Here is a 13,990-nt window from a genome sequence, read left to right on the forward strand (position 1 = left end):
GCGAGGAGGGTGGTTGCGGACTTATATCCGGACTCGATCGCGGGCGTGCCCGCCGGCCCCGATGGATTTCGCCGCAAAGGTCCTAATCTAAAAAGCGGACTTGATGTCCGAGTAATGTCTCAGGCTTGCCTTTGCGCGGTCCAACCTGTCTTGCCATCGTTCAATCTACCTGTGCAACCGTGGATGGGTTCGAATCTGCGTAGCTTGCGTTACGGCATGGGTGGGGCTTGATACGTTCGTCCATAGGCTAGGAGAGCCCAAATCGTGCGTGCCATCTTATTGGCGAGTGCGACGGCAACGACGTTCGTTGGCCGTCGAGCCAACAACAGCCGCAATCGCTCCGGCAAATGCTTTGAGCTTGAAATCACCGCTCGGGCACCGTGAATCAGCAGCGTTCGAAGATACACGTCACCACGTTTGCTGATGCCTCCAAGCTTCGGTTTGCCTCCGGAGCTATTCTGTCGCGGCACCAAACCGAGATAAGCAGCGAACTCTCGCCCGGAGCGGAACGACTTCGCCTGTCCAATCGCGGATACTGCAGCGGTCGCAGTAAGAACACCGACGCCAGGAATTTCGGAGATGCGACGACATGCTTCGTCGTTGCGCCGCCATTCCTGAATGCGACGTTCGAGCAGTTCGATCTGCTCGTCGAGGATGCGAAGCCGCGAGAGTTGATCTTGCAGACTGTCCGTCAGCATGACCGGAAGCTGGTCAGCTAATGACGCTAGAGCCGCTTTTGCAGCCTCAATCGATGGGCGACGGCCTTGTGGCAGTACGATGCCGAATTCGTAGAGCAATCCGCGAAGCTGATTGATCTGCATGACGCGAATTCGGACAAGTTGCTGACGGACCCGGTGCAGCGCAAGCATGGCCTGCTGATCTTCGGTCTTGACCGCGACGAAACGCATGCCAGGGCGCTGGGCAGCCTCCCAGATTGCGGCGGCATCAGCCGCGTCGTTCTTGTTCGACTTCACGAACGGACGTACGAACTGAGCCGCTATTAGGCGCACATCGTGGCCGAGTCGTGCCAGAGTTCGGGCCCAATGATGAGCGCTGCCGCAGGCTTCCATGACAACCCGGCATGCCGGCCGGTTCGTGAAGAACGGCACGAGTTGCGTACGTTTAGGCGCCTTGCTGTATATCGCGCCGGTCTCAGGATCGACGTAGTGAATCTGGAAGACGCGCTTGGCCAGATCGATGGCAATGGTCGAGGATTCCATCTGATTCTCCTTTGCGGCGGACATGCCGAACCAGCAATGTCCCACGCTCCGGTCAACGGAGCTCGGGCGACGGCTGACCGTTAAGGCGGGAGGCGACCATTCCATCTAAAAAGCTCTGACAAACGGACGTTCTCTAACTTCTATTATGTAAAACGAAAGGTGAACTTAGCCGCGCTATCGTCCGAAATTGCTCGGGCGGCTGCGGCGCTTCGAATTCAGGCCCGGCGCGGCGCAATATGCAAGATAGTGGTTTGCGAGACGCTGGTCTTGCGTCCACTTATACGCGGCCGTTCAGCCCCGCGTCATGTCATTAGTCCCTCGGCCGCGGCCAAGAAAGATTGACCGAGTGGGCTAATATGGACTAGACTAACCTTAGTCCACATGGAGGAAATTATGCAAACCGTCAATATTCACGACGCAAAGACGAACTTTTCGAAGTTGGTCGACGCTGCGGCGGGCGGAGAAGAAATTATCATCGCCAAAGCAGGAAAGCCGACGGCCAAGCTCGTTCCGATCGAGCCGGCGCGGCCGACGCGCACTTTTGGCCGGCTAAAAGGAAAACTGCACATTGCCGATGATTTCGACGCGCCGTTGCCAGACGACGTGCTCGCTTCTTTTGAGGGTCGTTAATGGTGCGCGTGCTCCTAGATACGCACATCTACCTGTGGGTGCTTCAAGACGATCCGCAACTGAGCCACATCGCCCGCGGCCTGATAACCGAGGCCGACGAGGTTTTCGTCAGCAGCGCGTCGATTTGGGAAGCGTCGATTAAAGCGGGGCTGGGGAAGCTCGACGCGGATCCGAAGATGCTGGTAGCGGAGATCGAGGGCAGCGGCTTTCGTGAACTGCCAGTGCTTGGAAAACATGCGGTGTTGGTTCGCGACCTGCCGGACATTCATCGAGACCCCTTCGACAGACTGCTGGTGGCACAAGCCATGTCGGAACCGCTGATCCTGCTGACGGCCGATGGCCACCTATCGGCCTACTCCAAGCTGGTCATGACAGTTTGAAAATTGGGAAACGCTAAGATGGCAGACCTAACCCTGGCACTCGCCTGCGGGCCGCGATCAACCTGCTATTCGACTCTGCGGAGTGGAGAAAGCGACCGACCGGAGCGGAGATCGACGACGCGTTGATTCGACTGCACCAGCAGGCAGCGGATACGGTGGAGGCCTCTCTGGCTTATCTTCGCGAGTTCGATTAGAAAAAGGCGTGACCTTTCTGACGCATTGATTGCTGGTCAACTCCGTGGAAAATTGCGGAGGTATGGCATGCTCGAATGGGTTTCAAGCGTCGCTGGAGAGTATCAGTCATGGGTGCCATATTTTGTCGGCCTGGGGGCTGTCCTCACAGCGTTTGGCGGTGCGATGAAATGGCAATACGAAATCAGGAAGGCGAAAGCTGAAGCGAAGGCATCACCGAAGGTTGGCGCCTCCCGGTGTTGTTGTTGCCCATTAATTTAGGCGTTTATGGATGTTACCTTACGTGCCTGATATTCCTGCGTAGGAAGTTTCGACTCGCAATTCAGAGGGCCCGCGAAGAGACTTGAACGCACCGTGGCGCCATATTATTTGGCGATGTCATGGCCCGCGGTGAGGCCCTCGACGCCACGTGGTCAGCTGCTAGTGTCCTGAGTTAAAAATTCATTGAATGATGCCGACCACGTACTAAAGTGCTCTGTGTGGCACTTGATGCGAGGAGGCAGGGATGAGCGGACGGCCCAAAGGGGAACTGGTGCTGAGCGAATCGGAGCGCAAAGAACTGCAAGCACTGACATTGCGACGCAAGACCGCACAGGCCCTCGCATTGCGGGCCCGCATCGTGTTGGCCTGTGCCGATGGACTGGACAACAGGAGTGTCGCGGCGAAACAGCGGGTCACTCAGCAAACGGTGTCGAAGTGGCGGGCGCGGTTCGTCATGAATCGTCTGGACGGACTGCTCGATGCGCCTCGGCCCGGCGCGCCGAGAACGATTGATGATGCGCGCGTCGATGCGGTTATTGCAAAGACGCTTGAGTCCGTGCCTGTCGGCGCAACTCACTGGAGCACGCGCACGATGGCTCGTGAGATGAAACTGTCGCAAACGGCGGTCACGCGGATCTGGCGTGCTTTTGGTTTGCAGCCGCATCGGCAGGAAACGTTCAAACTCTCCAGTGATCCGATGTTCGTCGACAAGGTGCGAGATATCGTCGGGCTTTACCTGGATCCGCCGCTTAAGGCCATGGTGTTGTGCGTGGACGAAAAGAGCCAGATTCAGGCGCTCGATCGCACGCAACCCATGTTGCCGTTGGCCCCCGGCATCGCTGAACGACGCACGCACGATTACATGCGTCACGGCACGACCACGCTGTTCGCGGCGCTGGACATCGCGACTGGCGAGGTGATCGGCGAGGTACATCGGCGCCATCGCAGCAGCGAATTCGTGCGTTTTCTGCGCACCATCGAAGCCAGCGTGCCGTCGCACCTGGATGTGCATCTGGTGATGGACAACTATGGCACGCACAAAACGCCCTCGATCAAAGCCTGGTTCGCCCGTCATCCCCGCTTCCATGTTCATTTCACGCCCACCTCGGCGTCGTGGCTTAATCAGGTCGAACGATGGTTCGCCTCGCTCACTGAAAAATACCTTCGACGCGGTACGCATCGCTCGACACGTCAACTCGAAGACGCGATCCGTCAATACCTGGAGATCTATAACGCCAATCCACAGCCGTTCTCTTGGAGCAAGTCGGCTGATGAAATTCTGGCCAGTCTCGAACGGTTCTGTATGCGGGTCACGAAGGCCGCGGGCGAAGCATCATGAACATCAACACCGACGCAATTGATGAAGTCGCCTTGGCACTTCTCTACCTGACCCTGCATGACCGATACCGTGCATGGAAGGGTTTCGACTGGGATGTACTGAACCGGCTCTACGAACGAGGTTTCATCGAAGACCCGGTCAACAAGACGAAGTCCGTGATCTTTACCGAAGAAGGATTGCGCGAGTCCGAGCGGCTCTTTAATCAACATTTCGTCATTCCAGAAAGACCGGGAAATTGATTCAACGAACTTCTAACTCACGACACTAGCGACGCGGCCTTTACTTGCATGCGAGAATGCTGTTGAAGATGGGTGCCCAGGGGCAGCTTGCTAACGCCTATTCCTTCCGCTTCCAGGGGGGCCGTCAATGTTGAGGGTCACTAGGATGGGGTATCATCAAAAAACATTAGGATACCTACAGACAAAGTGCTGATGTTACTTATGTAAAATCACGACGGTTTTCGCTTACCGAGATACGTGAGTTCACGGACTTTTGAAGGATGACGGGCATGAGAGCGTGCTTTACTGGTCTTCATCAAGGGTAAGCGCCGCCTCGTAATCTTGGCCTCCGTAGAAGACACCAACGATCGAAACAACCTCTTTCTCCACCGTATAGGCGATGATGGTCCGCTTGCGGAAATGAGTGACTCGAAGTCCGGGCAGCAAATCGTCACGTGCGACACCGCGCGCTGGGAATGTCTGGAGCTTCATGCAGAAATCGACGATCGAATCAACGTATCGTTCGGCCGTCATCGGAGCGCCCGCGTTTGCGATGCGCTTTTCAATGCTCTGCAGCTGATCGAGCGCTTCGGGCGCAAACTGAACGCGCCAATTCATTCGTGGCGCGTGCGAGATTTTTTCAGTTCGGCACGTACCTGGTCTGCTGATAGTGCACGGCTTGGATCGTCCCGAAGTGCTTGCGCTGCAGGAACGACTTCGTTTCGTAACCATGCTTCAACGGCACGGTCACGCTCGCGGAGCAAGCGAAGCGCGTCTCGCAGCACCTCGCTGTCAGACGCGTAGTCGCCGCTTGCGACCTTTGTGCGGACGAATTCGGCCATCTCGTTGGGTAAAGTGATGCTCATCTGCTGCGTTGTTCTCATGGCAGCCTCCGGTCAGTAGGATTTAATCCTACTCGTCTCCGCCCTCGCCTGCAACGATCCCTGCCCAGCAGAAATCTGCTCGCCCACCCTCCTACGGCTCTGCCAAAAAAGAGGGGCAATACTATTTATGTAAAATCATTCTGCAAGTCCCTGGGCTTGCCGGTCAACGCGGTTGACCGGGCCGATTCTTCGCAATCTGCTCCCGCCTCCGCGTGAGCCGGATCTTCTCCTGACTTGCGCCGTACTCAGCTTCCGCAGCGGTGACAACGCCAGTGGTTGCGCCATTAAGATCCACGCGCACAGTACCTTCGACGAGACACGTCCAATAGCGTTGGCCACGACACCAAAGCTTCACGCCGTTTCGAGCGTCTCGTTCGCCGAGTCCAAGCGACGCGCTCTCGCAAGCACGTCCTTAAGAATCCCGATCTTGAGCGGGACCTTTGGTTCCGGACTGCGCGGAAACGCCCACGGGAAATGTCGTTGCAGCATAGTGACTGCACGCGCGGCTGCGTCGGCAGACGTGCGCCGAGGCTTCGGTGGCTGCTTGATTTCCCGCGCGACGTCCACTGGTTGTGACGTCGAGCGTGGAGCCACCTCTTTGCCCTTCGCGCCCTGGTTCAGCTGCGCCTTAAGCGCAACGAGCTGTTCGAATCCCATGGTGCATGCCTGAAATCAGTCACCAGATTGTACCGTGCCGAGCCCAGCCGAAACTCTAGCTCAAGCCCGTTGGGAAAATCAAAATGCCGGTTGCGCGGCGACCAAACATTGTCATACGTCGTTTCGAGCGGCGCGCCGCAACAACCGCGGGTCGGTCTCCCATTCATCGCGCGTCCCAATCTCGATCTGCGCGAAGTCTGGATGACTGGGGTTGAGCAGATAGTTAGTTTCGGCAGGAACGACCGCGCTCGGCACCGCAAGCACCGCGCTCGTTCGCTTCTGCGCCCACTTAGCACCAATCTGTTGCAGCTCGGTCCGTGCACTGAGCTCTCTCCAGTCGCGCGGCAAATTCGCAGCATCGACGCGCTCGATCAGGGTCTCAGGAATTCGCGCCGGGATCATCACATACCGCGCCCGTAGCGGTGAGTCCTGCACGAGCATCTCGAGGAGCGCAAGCGATTGTGTCTGTGCTGTATATACGAGCGCCACCCCTTTCGGGTTCCACCGCCCACCATAGAGGCGCGCACCTTCGCCGGAAAAGGCGCTATCAGCATACCGCTCTGTCACTACCCGCCATGCCATCAAGGTCATGCAAAAACACCATGCTCGATGCGCCCAAGCGTATCCATCACGCTATCGGCACCAATGTCCGTATCGAGAAGACTGAGCGGAGTAGCATCGCCTAGTGCCGCTGCCGGCATCTTGAGCCACCCGATCGCCAGATCGAGATCTTCGAATACTTCCGCCGCGCGCGCCGCGACACGCGCGAGTCGTATCAACTTGGCCGACTCCTCGCGGCTGAAAACGCCTTCGCGCTTGCGCCGCGCCAAGGTCCGCTCGGGAATATCGAGCGCCTGCGCCAGTTCTGACTGCGAAATCGCGATGGATTTGAGCATTGAGTCGAGCGCTTGGGAGGAGATGCCGTGACGGACAATATCCACCCATTCGAGGCCCGATCGGGGCGCGCGGCGCAAAACCGAGCGTCCACCCAACAACGAATCCGCCGAAATTTTGCTGATGACGGCCATAGCACCTCCTGCCATTTGGCATCTATGTTACACCAAGTTGGCAGCCTCACGCGCTGACTCGCTTCGCCGGGCTGAACGAGTCGACCGACGTCGCGGGCGATTCGTAGGTACGGCGGTCAGGCAAGGTACAGGAGGCCATTGGCAGCGGTGCCGGCGACGCGATGAACCAAATCAAAGGCAGGGTCGGGCAAGTAGCCGGGACCACCCAAGAGTTCGCGGGCCGCACGGTCGATATGGTCCGAGATCAGACCGGCGAAAATCCGCTGGTCGTGCTGGGCATCGTTGGGATCTCGAGCTTTTTGCTAGGTTTGCTCATCGGCAGTGTAGGCGCGACGAGAAATTTAATTCGGTGAGGACCGCGCTCACCCATTGATTGAGTCAAAGGGGTCGCGCGGCGCTCGCCGCGCGCCTCAATACAGTCCGCATACTCCCTGATTGAACTATCCACAGGCATCCGAAGGGCCTACGCACCACGCAGTTTGGGTCATCAGCCGATCGACGCCGATACGCGCCGTCCACATCATGGTTCTGCCGACTTCGAGATTATTGCACGGCTTTTCTGGGGCCTAGGCTACGCAACCGAAGCTGCCGCGGCCGCAGTTCGGTTCGGCTTCCAGTCCCTTCAGTTATTCGAGATTGTGTCAAACGCTGGCATAGCCAATGAAAAATCGATGCGGGTGATGGCAAAGCTCGGATGCTACGCGACCCAAACGGCGATTTCGACCATCCGCGGGTTTCGGAAGGGAATCCTCTGCGCCGCGAATTTCTATACCGACTCATACGGAGCCGATGGCCGTACAGTCCGCGGCAATCAGCGTGTGAGGTCGAGTCCGCCATACCCTGTCCCGTCATCCAAGCGCGTTCGAAGCACGTCCGCGTAGGCAAGCCGTTTGCCATTCCAAGCTCAGGCGTTGCCTTGGCGCGCCGGTATTGATCGGCCGAATGGTAACTGGATCGAAATTTCTTTCGACTTTTTGACTCTACTCGGCAATCGTGCCTCAGCGCGCATCACGGCTGCAGCTGTTCACCGAAAAACACGACAGCTTGCGCGGGCCCGTCCGCGGCAGTAATGGAGACGCCTTCACAATCCGGCCGGCCATGAAACACCGGAATTGCTGGACCGTCGGGACCGAAGCGCTGACCCAGGTACCGATCGCGCCACTAATCGGTAGGAGGAACAGCGTCTGACCGGACAGAAGCGGAATAGCATAGAGAACGACAATTATCTTGGCCGGTCCTTTGACAGTTACCTTGGCCGGTGGTGAGGAGTCGAAGGCGGCGTAGCCGCCGGAGACGACGAACTACCGGCGGCGCCGGAGTAACGGGGTTTTACGATGGCTGATCGCGTCGAACAAGAAGCGAACAGCCATGCCTGGAACCTACGTGACGGACCAGCAGGTCCGACTCTATATGAGTAAGCGCAAACATCACACTCAGGAAGTCGCCGCGGCGATGGCGGGCATGAGCGTTCGCACGGCCCGGCGCATCGAGCATGAGGGCCGTCTGCCGTCGCAGAAGCCATCACGCGCGTGGCGTACACGTCACGATCCGTTCGCGGAAGTTTGGGAGAGCGAGGTCGTGCCATTGCTGCGCCACGCGCCCCGGCTCAAGGCCATCACGTTGCTGTGCAAGCTGCAGGAGGCGCATCCGGGCCTCTTCCCTGACAGCATGCGGCGTACGCTCGAGCGGCGCGTCAGCCAATGGCGCGCACTCGAGGGCCCTGGCAAGGAGATCTTCTTCCCGCAGCAGCACTTGCCCGGCGTGCAGGGGCTCTCGGACTTTACCGACATGCGGGATCTGCGCGTGACGGTCGCCGGTGCGCCCCTCGATCACCGGCTCTATCACTTCGTGCTCGCGTTCTCGCACTGGGAATATGCCTATGTCGTCGAAGGTGGCGAGAGCTTCGAGGCCCTCTCCACCGGATTACAGAACGCGCTGTGGCAAGCCGGCGGCTGCCCGCATGAGCATCGCACCGACAGCCTATCGGCAGCGTTCAAGAATTTGCAGACTGAAGAGGACTTCACGGCTCGCTATGACGCACTGCTGGTGCATTACGGCATGGCCGGCACGCGCAATAACGTCGGCGTGGCCCATGAGAACGGTAGTGTGGAATCCTCGCACCGCCATCTGAAGGAGGCGATCGACCAAGCGCTGATGCTGCGTGGCCATCGCGACTTCGACGATCGGGCTGCCTATGACGCGTTTGTTCGCGACGTCGTCATGCGCCGTAACCGCCGTAACGCAGCGGCGTTTAACGCTGAGCGCGAACATTTGCAGGATTTGCCCGCACATCGCACGACCGACTTCATCGAAGAGGAAGCACGCGTGACACGCTGTGGCACCTTCACCGTGCGGGGCATTCTCTACAGCGCGCCGTCGCGCCTGATTGGTCACCGTCTGAAGGTGCGCGTCTATGCCGATCACCTCGACTGCTATCTGTCCGGCGCGCTCGTGCACAGCACAGCACGGGGCTCGCATGCGGCCAATAGCCGCCGTCGCAAGCTCGACTACCGGCACTTCATTGAGGCGCTCAAGCGCAAGCCCCAGGCGTTCAAGGGGCTAGCGTTTCGCGACGACTTGTTTCCGCGCGAGGCGTACCGCCGGACGTGGGAGCGGCTTGAGGCTCGGCTCACGCAGCGCGAAGCCTGCAAGACCATGGTCGGCTTACTGGAACTGGCCGCGAATCACGGAGTCGAGGCCGTTCTTGCTGAGCGGCTCGAGGCGTTGCTCGCCGCTGGCGAGCTGCCCGATCTCGAGCAACTACAGAATGAATTTGCGCCGCGGCAGGCGCAATGCCCAGACGTGGCTGTGGACATGCCGACGGCCGCTCTCTATGACACGCTGCTTGGCGAGGAGGCATCGGTATGAACGCGCCCGCAATTTACGATGCCGCCCGTATGGGGCTGATGCTCACCGAGTTGCGCTTGCCGACGATCGCGCGGCTATGGTCCGAGTTCACACAGCGCTCCGACAAGGAAGGCTGGCCATCGACGCGCCTGCTCGGCGCGCTGCTCGAGCACGAACTGGCCGAGCGCGCGAAACGGCGCATCGAGCGGCATCGCGTCGAATCGCATTTGGACCCAAGCAAGACGCTCGAGGCCTTCGACTTCGGCTTGGTACCAATGGTGTCCAAGGCACATGTAATGGCGCTCGCGAGCGGCGACTCGTGGCTCGAGAAAGGCGCCACGATCCTGCTGTTTGGGCCACCGGGTGCCGGGAAGAGCCATTTAGGCTCCGGCATTGGTCATGCGCTGATCGACGCCGGGTACCGGGTGCTGTTCACACGCACCGGCGAAATCGTGCAGAAGCTGCAGGCGGCACGCCAAAGCCTGCAGTTGCCATCGATGCTCGCCAAGCTCGATCACTTCGATCTGATCATCCTCGATGACCTGTCGTACGTCAGAAAGGACCAGGCCGAAACGAGCGTGCTGTTCGAATTGATTGCGGAAAGATACGAGCGTCGAAGCCTTCTCATCACGGCCAACGCCGCGTTCTCCGGCTGGAATGATGTCTTCCCCGATCCCTCAATGACGGTCGCCGCCATCGACCGACTGGTGCATCACTCGACGATCTTCGAGCTGAACGTGGAGAGCTACCGGCGTCGCAGTGCCGATGACAACAAGCGCGCGCGGCGGCGTCAATTACCCCACCCCGAATCGGAAGGAGCGACAACTATGCCGAGCTGAGCAGCGACAACTAACCCCGTCGACCGGCCAAGATAGTTGTCGCCCGGGCGGCCATCGTAATTGACAATCTACAATAGCAATTTCGGCACCGGCCGCGAGCGATACATCGAGAATCGTCACAGGCGTCGGCGGTATCGCGGGCGAAACCACGCCGCCGAAGTTGCCGACCGGTACCCTAATGGTCGCGCCCGCCTGTGTCACGACCGGCACTTCTTCGGGCTCGACGATCAACGGAGACGGCGCGATGCTTTTCTTCTCGCGCGACAGGTCTACGAAGATCTGAAGCGAGTGAACGGTCTTGCCGGATTCAGCCGGAACTTCATCGTGAGCGATGCCGGACCCGGCCGTCGTCCAGTGCAGTCCGCCGGGTCGGATCAAGTTTCGCGTACCGATCGAATCCCGGTTGAGCACGCCCGTCTCCGAGTCAAGAAAGACGTACGACACGGCGCACATGCCGGCGTGACGATGGGGCGGAAATGTTGGCGCACTCATCCAGGCGTGATCGACTCCAAGGAAGGGATCAAGCATGCCTTCCGGGTTGCGCACGGCAAGCGCGCGAAAGTGCTCACCGTGCGTGAATGCTTTGACTGGTGCGAGAGAGAACATCGCTTGCCTCACGCGACCGACGCTTCGTCGAGGGAAGGATAGTCCGTGTAACCTACCTCCGTTCCGGGGGGCTAAGCTTGGCGGCCGTTAGGGGCACCGCCGGCCAGGCAGCGCAACGGCCTCTTTCAACGGTCTTGTCGAGTCTCCCCTTGCTCCATCGAAAGCAGACGGCCCGCGGTGACGTCATCAAGACCCTCCTGAATCAGGCGTCGCTTCTCTGCCTCGCGCGCAAGAAACTGAACCAGCGCCTTCTTGATAATCCACTGGCGGGGCCGTTCAAGAAGCTCCGACAACGCGTCTAATTCCTGAGCAAGGAAGATCGCGCTGTTTTACCGGGAGCAAAACGCCCGCTCAAGGCGGGCGGTGAATGCTGCGGACTAAAGTGTCGAGCCAGATTGGCAACCTGCGCGCGATCGCAATTACGGCTTCGCCGTATCGTCCGTGGCGTCCTTCAAGTCCTCCTTGGCGTCACCGACGTTCTTACGCGCTTCGCCCTCGACCTGCTGCGCGTCGCCCTTTGCTTCCTGCACGGGGTCGTTCGTCACTTTGCCAACGCCCTCATTGATCTTGCCTTTGACCTTCTCGCCGACGCCCTTAACCTGATCTTCATTCATAGTCGCTCTCCGGTTTGCCTGCGGCATGCAGGTGTCCTGCGGTCAGCGCAAGTTAGATGCCGCGTCGTGGGCGCCAGCGTGCCAGCCGAGCGCGCGCCTACTATATAGAACGATTTGAAGCGTGGGCTACGAAATCCCTACCACAATTCAATGGTGATAATTCGTATTTTCACGCTTATTCCCCTATAGATGGCGAAATATTTGCATTCAGACGCAATTAAATTCTGGTCTCCGCGACGCTTAGAGTACGGTCATCAACGCGGAGTAGAAAGTAAGCGTGCTGTCGTGATTCGTATCACGGTTGCTGCTCGTCAGAAGGAGGCCCATCAAGAGTTGAGATGCGGCTTGCCGCGGATCCCTGTCGGACGATTGCGCGCTATGCTGTTACGGGACTAAGCATTAAAGGGCCCGATATGCCGTCGAACAGAGCCGACCGGTTGGCGACCGGGGTGCGGAGGGAACCGCGCTGTCGAGTTTGCGCCGCCGGCCAGACCGCAGCGCCTGCGTCTGAGTTTACGCCGTGACGCGGTAAGCCGCCCGCGCTATCATGGTGGGCATACGCAACGGGGTGACGCATGGGAAATATTTGGACCGAACCCGCCCTTAGCGGGCATGACACAAAGGAAGAGGCGGAAGCCTACGACGCGTGGTTTCGCGAAGAAGTGCGCATGTCACTCGAAGAACAAGGTGCGGACATTCCTCACGATGAAGCGGTGGCGTGGATGCGCGCACGTATTGCCGAGCGGCGCAAGGTGACGAATGATCGTTGACTGGCGCCCGCGTGCGGTACGCCGACTCGACAAAATACACTCGCACCTCAGCGAAGAAAGCTTCCTCGCGGCCGACGCAGTATTCGACACGATTGTCGCGGCGGCCGCAACATTACCCAACCACCCGTACGCCTACCGCGAAGGCCGCGTGCCGAACACGCGCGAGATGGTCGTGCTTCCAAATTACATCATTGTCTATCGCGTAAAGCGCGACCGCATATTGATCGTGAATGTGCTCCACGCGCGCCAACGCTATCCGTGATCGAGATTGGGTCCGGCGACCGGGCGGTAAGGGCCGACGCCTGCGATGGATCGATGCGACGTTGCCGGTATCTAACTGCGCCTCGTCAATTCAATTAGTTGCCCTAATGAAAATGCGATAATTCCTTTCATGTCAAATAAAGTCAGCTGGGCAAAGTGAAACACGCCAGCACAGGGGTCATCTCATACTAAACCGGGTGCCTCGATTCCCATATGAAATCGACGCAGGAACTGCGATGGATTGATCCTACTTGCTACCGCCGTCACGCCCAAAGGCCCGGGCCGCGTCATGCGGCGACAAGAACGGCCGTTTCTTGCCTGAACGCGAGCCGGTTCGAGATGCAAACAGTGTCCCTGTGCGTTGGCCCACGCAGCCCGAATCATCGTTGGTGGACCGCCCCCCATCTCGACGCGATCCGAGAACAACTCTGGCGGCCACCGAGTCAAGTCCTACAAACCATCAACCATTGCGCTCTCCTTAACCTCAAGTGCCAGGATTGGTTCGCATTACCTCACTTCCTATCTAGTGAGTAACGGCCAGGGCCTGTTGCGGCGAGCAGCAACAGGCCACCCATGATGCTAACGTTCTTGTAGAAATTGATCATGTTTGCGTACTGCGCCGTGCCCGTCATGGTCCAGTAGTGGTGGCCTATGAACGCGGTGCCGAGTGTATATAGACCCAGCAGCAAAGCCAGTGGGCGGGTGTAGAAGCCGACGATGATCGCGATGCCTACCACGAATTCCATCACGACCGCGACAACCGCAGAAAGCATCGGCGCGGGTGCGCCGACCGAAGTCATATAGCCAACAGTGCCTGAGAAGCCCGTCAGCTTCGGCCAGCCAAAGAGCACAAAAAGCGCCATCAGGAGCACGCGAGCGAGGAGAAGAAGTGCGTCCTTGCCTTGATCGAAAGAGAAGTAGCGCATGGAAGGTTGGGCCTCGCGTAATAAAAAGTGTTTGTTACATAGCCTGTCAACAGTTCGGCGGCCGACATCCCGGATTCTCGGCGATTTCGGGTTTGCTGACGACGGGTCTCTGCTTCCATCGTGGCTAACGATGATCGCGCTCAGATAGATTTGGGTGCGCGAAAGCTGCTGGCCTCAAGGGTTTGGCTGAAGGCGAAACCATTCAAGAGAATCGATTCAAGCCAGCAAAGGCGCATACAGGCGCCGCGTTGGCGTGTCTTTGCCTACCACTATTGGCCGTTCGAGCGCCGTGGGCATCGCGCCTGGGCAGCATCGAAT

Annotated in this window: 19 protein-coding genes and 1 pseudogene; 10 read left to right on the top strand and 10 right to left on the bottom strand. The window is 58.8% G+C overall.

Features of this window, described 5'->3' with window-relative positions:
- Positions 1-209: 209 nt before the first annotated feature.
- Positions 210-1,220: an IS110 family transposase gene (locus NK8_RS35270; protein ID WP_213233309.1), complete on the bottom strand. Its 1,011-nt coding sequence runs from the start codon at positions 1,218-1,220 to the stop codon at positions 210-212.
- 393 nt (positions 1,221-1,613) lie between these two features.
- On the opposite strand from NK8_RS35270, the gene NK8_RS35275 reads away from it, so the two are divergent.
- The 4 genes from NK8_RS35275 (at position 1,614) to NK8_RS35290 (ending at position 4,261) form a co-directional block, all read left to right on the top strand.
- A complete protein-coding gene (locus NK8_RS35275; RefSeq protein ID WP_061119855.1) occupies positions 1,614-1,850 on the top strand; it encodes a type II toxin-antitoxin system Phd/YefM family antitoxin in 237 nt (78 codons plus the stop codon).
- A 2-nt stretch (positions 1,851-1,852) separates the two neighbouring features.
- Positions 1,853-2,230 carry a type II toxin-antitoxin system VapC family toxin gene (locus NK8_RS35280; RefSeq protein WP_061119854.1) on the top strand — a complete coding sequence of 126 codons (378 nt, stop codon included), beginning with the start codon at positions 1,853-1,855 and terminating at the stop codon, positions 2,228-2,230.
- A 697-nt stretch (positions 2,231-2,927) separates the two neighbouring features.
- Positions 2,928-4,022 (top strand): IS630 family transposase, encoded by a 1,095-nt coding sequence (locus NK8_RS35285; protein ID WP_213233310.1) that lies wholly within the window; start codon positions 2,928-2,930, stop codon positions 4,020-4,022.
- Positions 4,019-4,261 (top strand): DUF6429 family protein, encoded by a 243-nt coding sequence (locus NK8_RS35290; protein ID WP_028371617.1) that lies wholly within the window; start codon positions 4,019-4,021, stop codon positions 4,259-4,261. Before NK8_RS35285 ends, NK8_RS35290 begins: the two co-directional genes overlap by 4 nt.
- A gap of 282 nt (positions 4,262-4,543) precedes the next feature.
- Here the strand turns inward: NK8_RS35290 and NK8_RS35295 are convergent, their stop codons facing one another.
- The 5 genes and pseudogenes from NK8_RS35295 to NK8_RS35320 all read right to left on the bottom strand — a co-directional run bounded on the left by NK8_RS35295 (position 4,544) and on the right by NK8_RS35320 (position 6,809).
- Positions 4,544-4,858, bottom strand: a complete 315-nt coding sequence (locus NK8_RS35295) for a type II toxin-antitoxin system RelE/ParE family toxin (RefSeq protein WP_086972398.1) — start codon at positions 4,856-4,858, stop codon at positions 4,544-4,546.
- Positions 4,855-5,124 carry a type II toxin-antitoxin system ParD family antitoxin gene (locus NK8_RS35300; RefSeq protein ID WP_213233311.1) on the bottom strand — a complete coding sequence of 90 codons (270 nt, stop codon included), beginning with the start codon at positions 5,122-5,124 and terminating at the stop codon, positions 4,855-4,857. The genes NK8_RS35295 and NK8_RS35300 overlap by 4 nt, the downstream gene beginning before the upstream one ends.
- Positions 5,125-5,287: 163 nt before the next feature.
- Positions 5,288-5,781, bottom strand: a pseudogene (locus NK8_RS43855) (ProQ/FinO family protein).
- Positions 5,782-5,892: 111 nt separating this feature from the next.
- Entirely contained in the window at positions 5,893-6,372 is a 480-nt protein-coding gene (locus NK8_RS35315) for an RES family NAD+ phosphorylase (protein ID WP_213233314.1), read from the bottom strand.
- The gene (locus NK8_RS35320; protein ID WP_213233315.1) at positions 6,369-6,809 is read right to left on the bottom strand and encodes an antitoxin Xre/MbcA/ParS toxin-binding domain-containing protein; all 441 of its coding nucleotides are present in this window, start codon (positions 6,807-6,809) and stop codon (positions 6,369-6,371) included. The genes NK8_RS35315 and NK8_RS35320 overlap by 4 nt, the downstream gene beginning before the upstream one ends.
- 161 nt (positions 6,810-6,970) lie before the next feature.
- Between NK8_RS35320 and NK8_RS35325 the strand changes: the two genes are divergently transcribed.
- From NK8_RS35325 to istB, 4 genes are all read left to right on the top strand, one after another.
- Complete coding sequence (locus tag NK8_RS35325; RefSeq protein ID WP_213233316.1) at positions 6,971-7,162, top strand: hypothetical protein; 192 nt, start codon at positions 6,971-6,973, stop codon at positions 7,160-7,162.
- A 126-nt stretch (positions 7,163-7,288) separates the two neighbouring features.
- A complete protein-coding gene (locus NK8_RS35330) occupies positions 7,289-7,690 on the top strand; it encodes a GNAT family N-acetyltransferase (RefSeq protein ID WP_225936545.1) in 402 nt (133 codons plus the stop codon).
- Positions 7,691-8,177: 487 nt separating this feature from the next.
- A complete protein-coding gene (gene istA / locus NK8_RS35335; protein ID WP_062259294.1) occupies positions 8,178-9,677 on the top strand; it encodes an IS21 family transposase in 1,500 nt (499 codons plus the stop codon).
- Positions 9,674-10,495 (top strand): IS21-like element helper ATPase IstB, encoded by an 822-nt coding sequence (istB, locus tag NK8_RS35340; protein WP_035508514.1) that lies wholly within the window; start codon positions 9,674-9,676, stop codon positions 10,493-10,495. The genes istA and istB overlap by 4 nt, the downstream gene beginning before the upstream one ends.
- Here the strand turns inward: istB and NK8_RS35345 are convergent.
- The 3 genes from NK8_RS35345 to NK8_RS35355 all read right to left on the bottom strand — a co-directional run bounded on the left by NK8_RS35345 (position 10,451) and on the right by NK8_RS35355 (position 11,715).
- Positions 10,451-11,101: a pirin family protein gene (locus tag NK8_RS35345; RefSeq protein WP_213233317.1), complete on the bottom strand. Its 651-nt coding sequence runs from the start codon at positions 11,099-11,101 to the stop codon at positions 10,451-10,453. The two genes, istB and NK8_RS35345, sit on opposite strands and share 45 nt — an antisense overlap.
- Before the next feature lie 125 nt (positions 11,102-11,226).
- Positions 11,227-11,394, bottom strand: coding sequence for a CopG family ribbon-helix-helix protein (locus tag NK8_RS35350; RefSeq protein WP_213233318.1), 168 nt, complete (start codon positions 11,392-11,394; stop codon positions 11,227-11,229).
- 126 nt (positions 11,395-11,520) lie between these two features.
- Positions 11,521-11,715 carry a CsbD family protein gene (locus NK8_RS35355; RefSeq protein WP_213233319.1) on the bottom strand — a complete coding sequence of 65 codons (195 nt, stop codon included), beginning with the start codon at positions 11,713-11,715 and terminating at the stop codon, positions 11,521-11,523.
- A gap of 575 nt (positions 11,716-12,290) precedes the next feature.
- Between NK8_RS35355 and NK8_RS35360 the strand changes: the two genes are divergently transcribed.
- Both NK8_RS35360 and NK8_RS35365 read left to right on the top strand, forming a co-directional pair.
- On the top strand, positions 12,291-12,485 hold the full coding sequence (locus tag NK8_RS35360; protein ID WP_213233320.1) for an antitoxin: 195 nt from the start codon (positions 12,291-12,293) through the stop codon (positions 12,483-12,485).
- Positions 12,475-12,747, top strand: coding sequence for a type II toxin-antitoxin system RelE/ParE family toxin (locus NK8_RS35365; RefSeq protein WP_035511803.1), 273 nt, complete (start codon positions 12,475-12,477; stop codon positions 12,745-12,747). Before NK8_RS35360 ends, NK8_RS35365 begins: the two co-directional genes overlap by 11 nt.
- Positions 12,748-13,258: 511 nt before the next feature.
- On the opposite strand, the gene NK8_RS35370 is transcribed toward NK8_RS35365, so the two are convergent.
- The gene (locus tag NK8_RS35370) at positions 13,259-13,672 is read right to left on the bottom strand and encodes a DoxX family protein (protein ID WP_213233321.1); all 414 of its coding nucleotides are present in this window, start codon (positions 13,670-13,672) and stop codon (positions 13,259-13,261) included.
- Between the last annotated feature and the right edge of the window lie 318 nt (positions 13,673-13,990).

This window comes from Caballeronia sp. NK8 (assembly GCF_018408855.1).
Classification (GTDB): Bacteria; Pseudomonadota; Gammaproteobacteria; order Burkholderiales; family Burkholderiaceae; genus Caballeronia.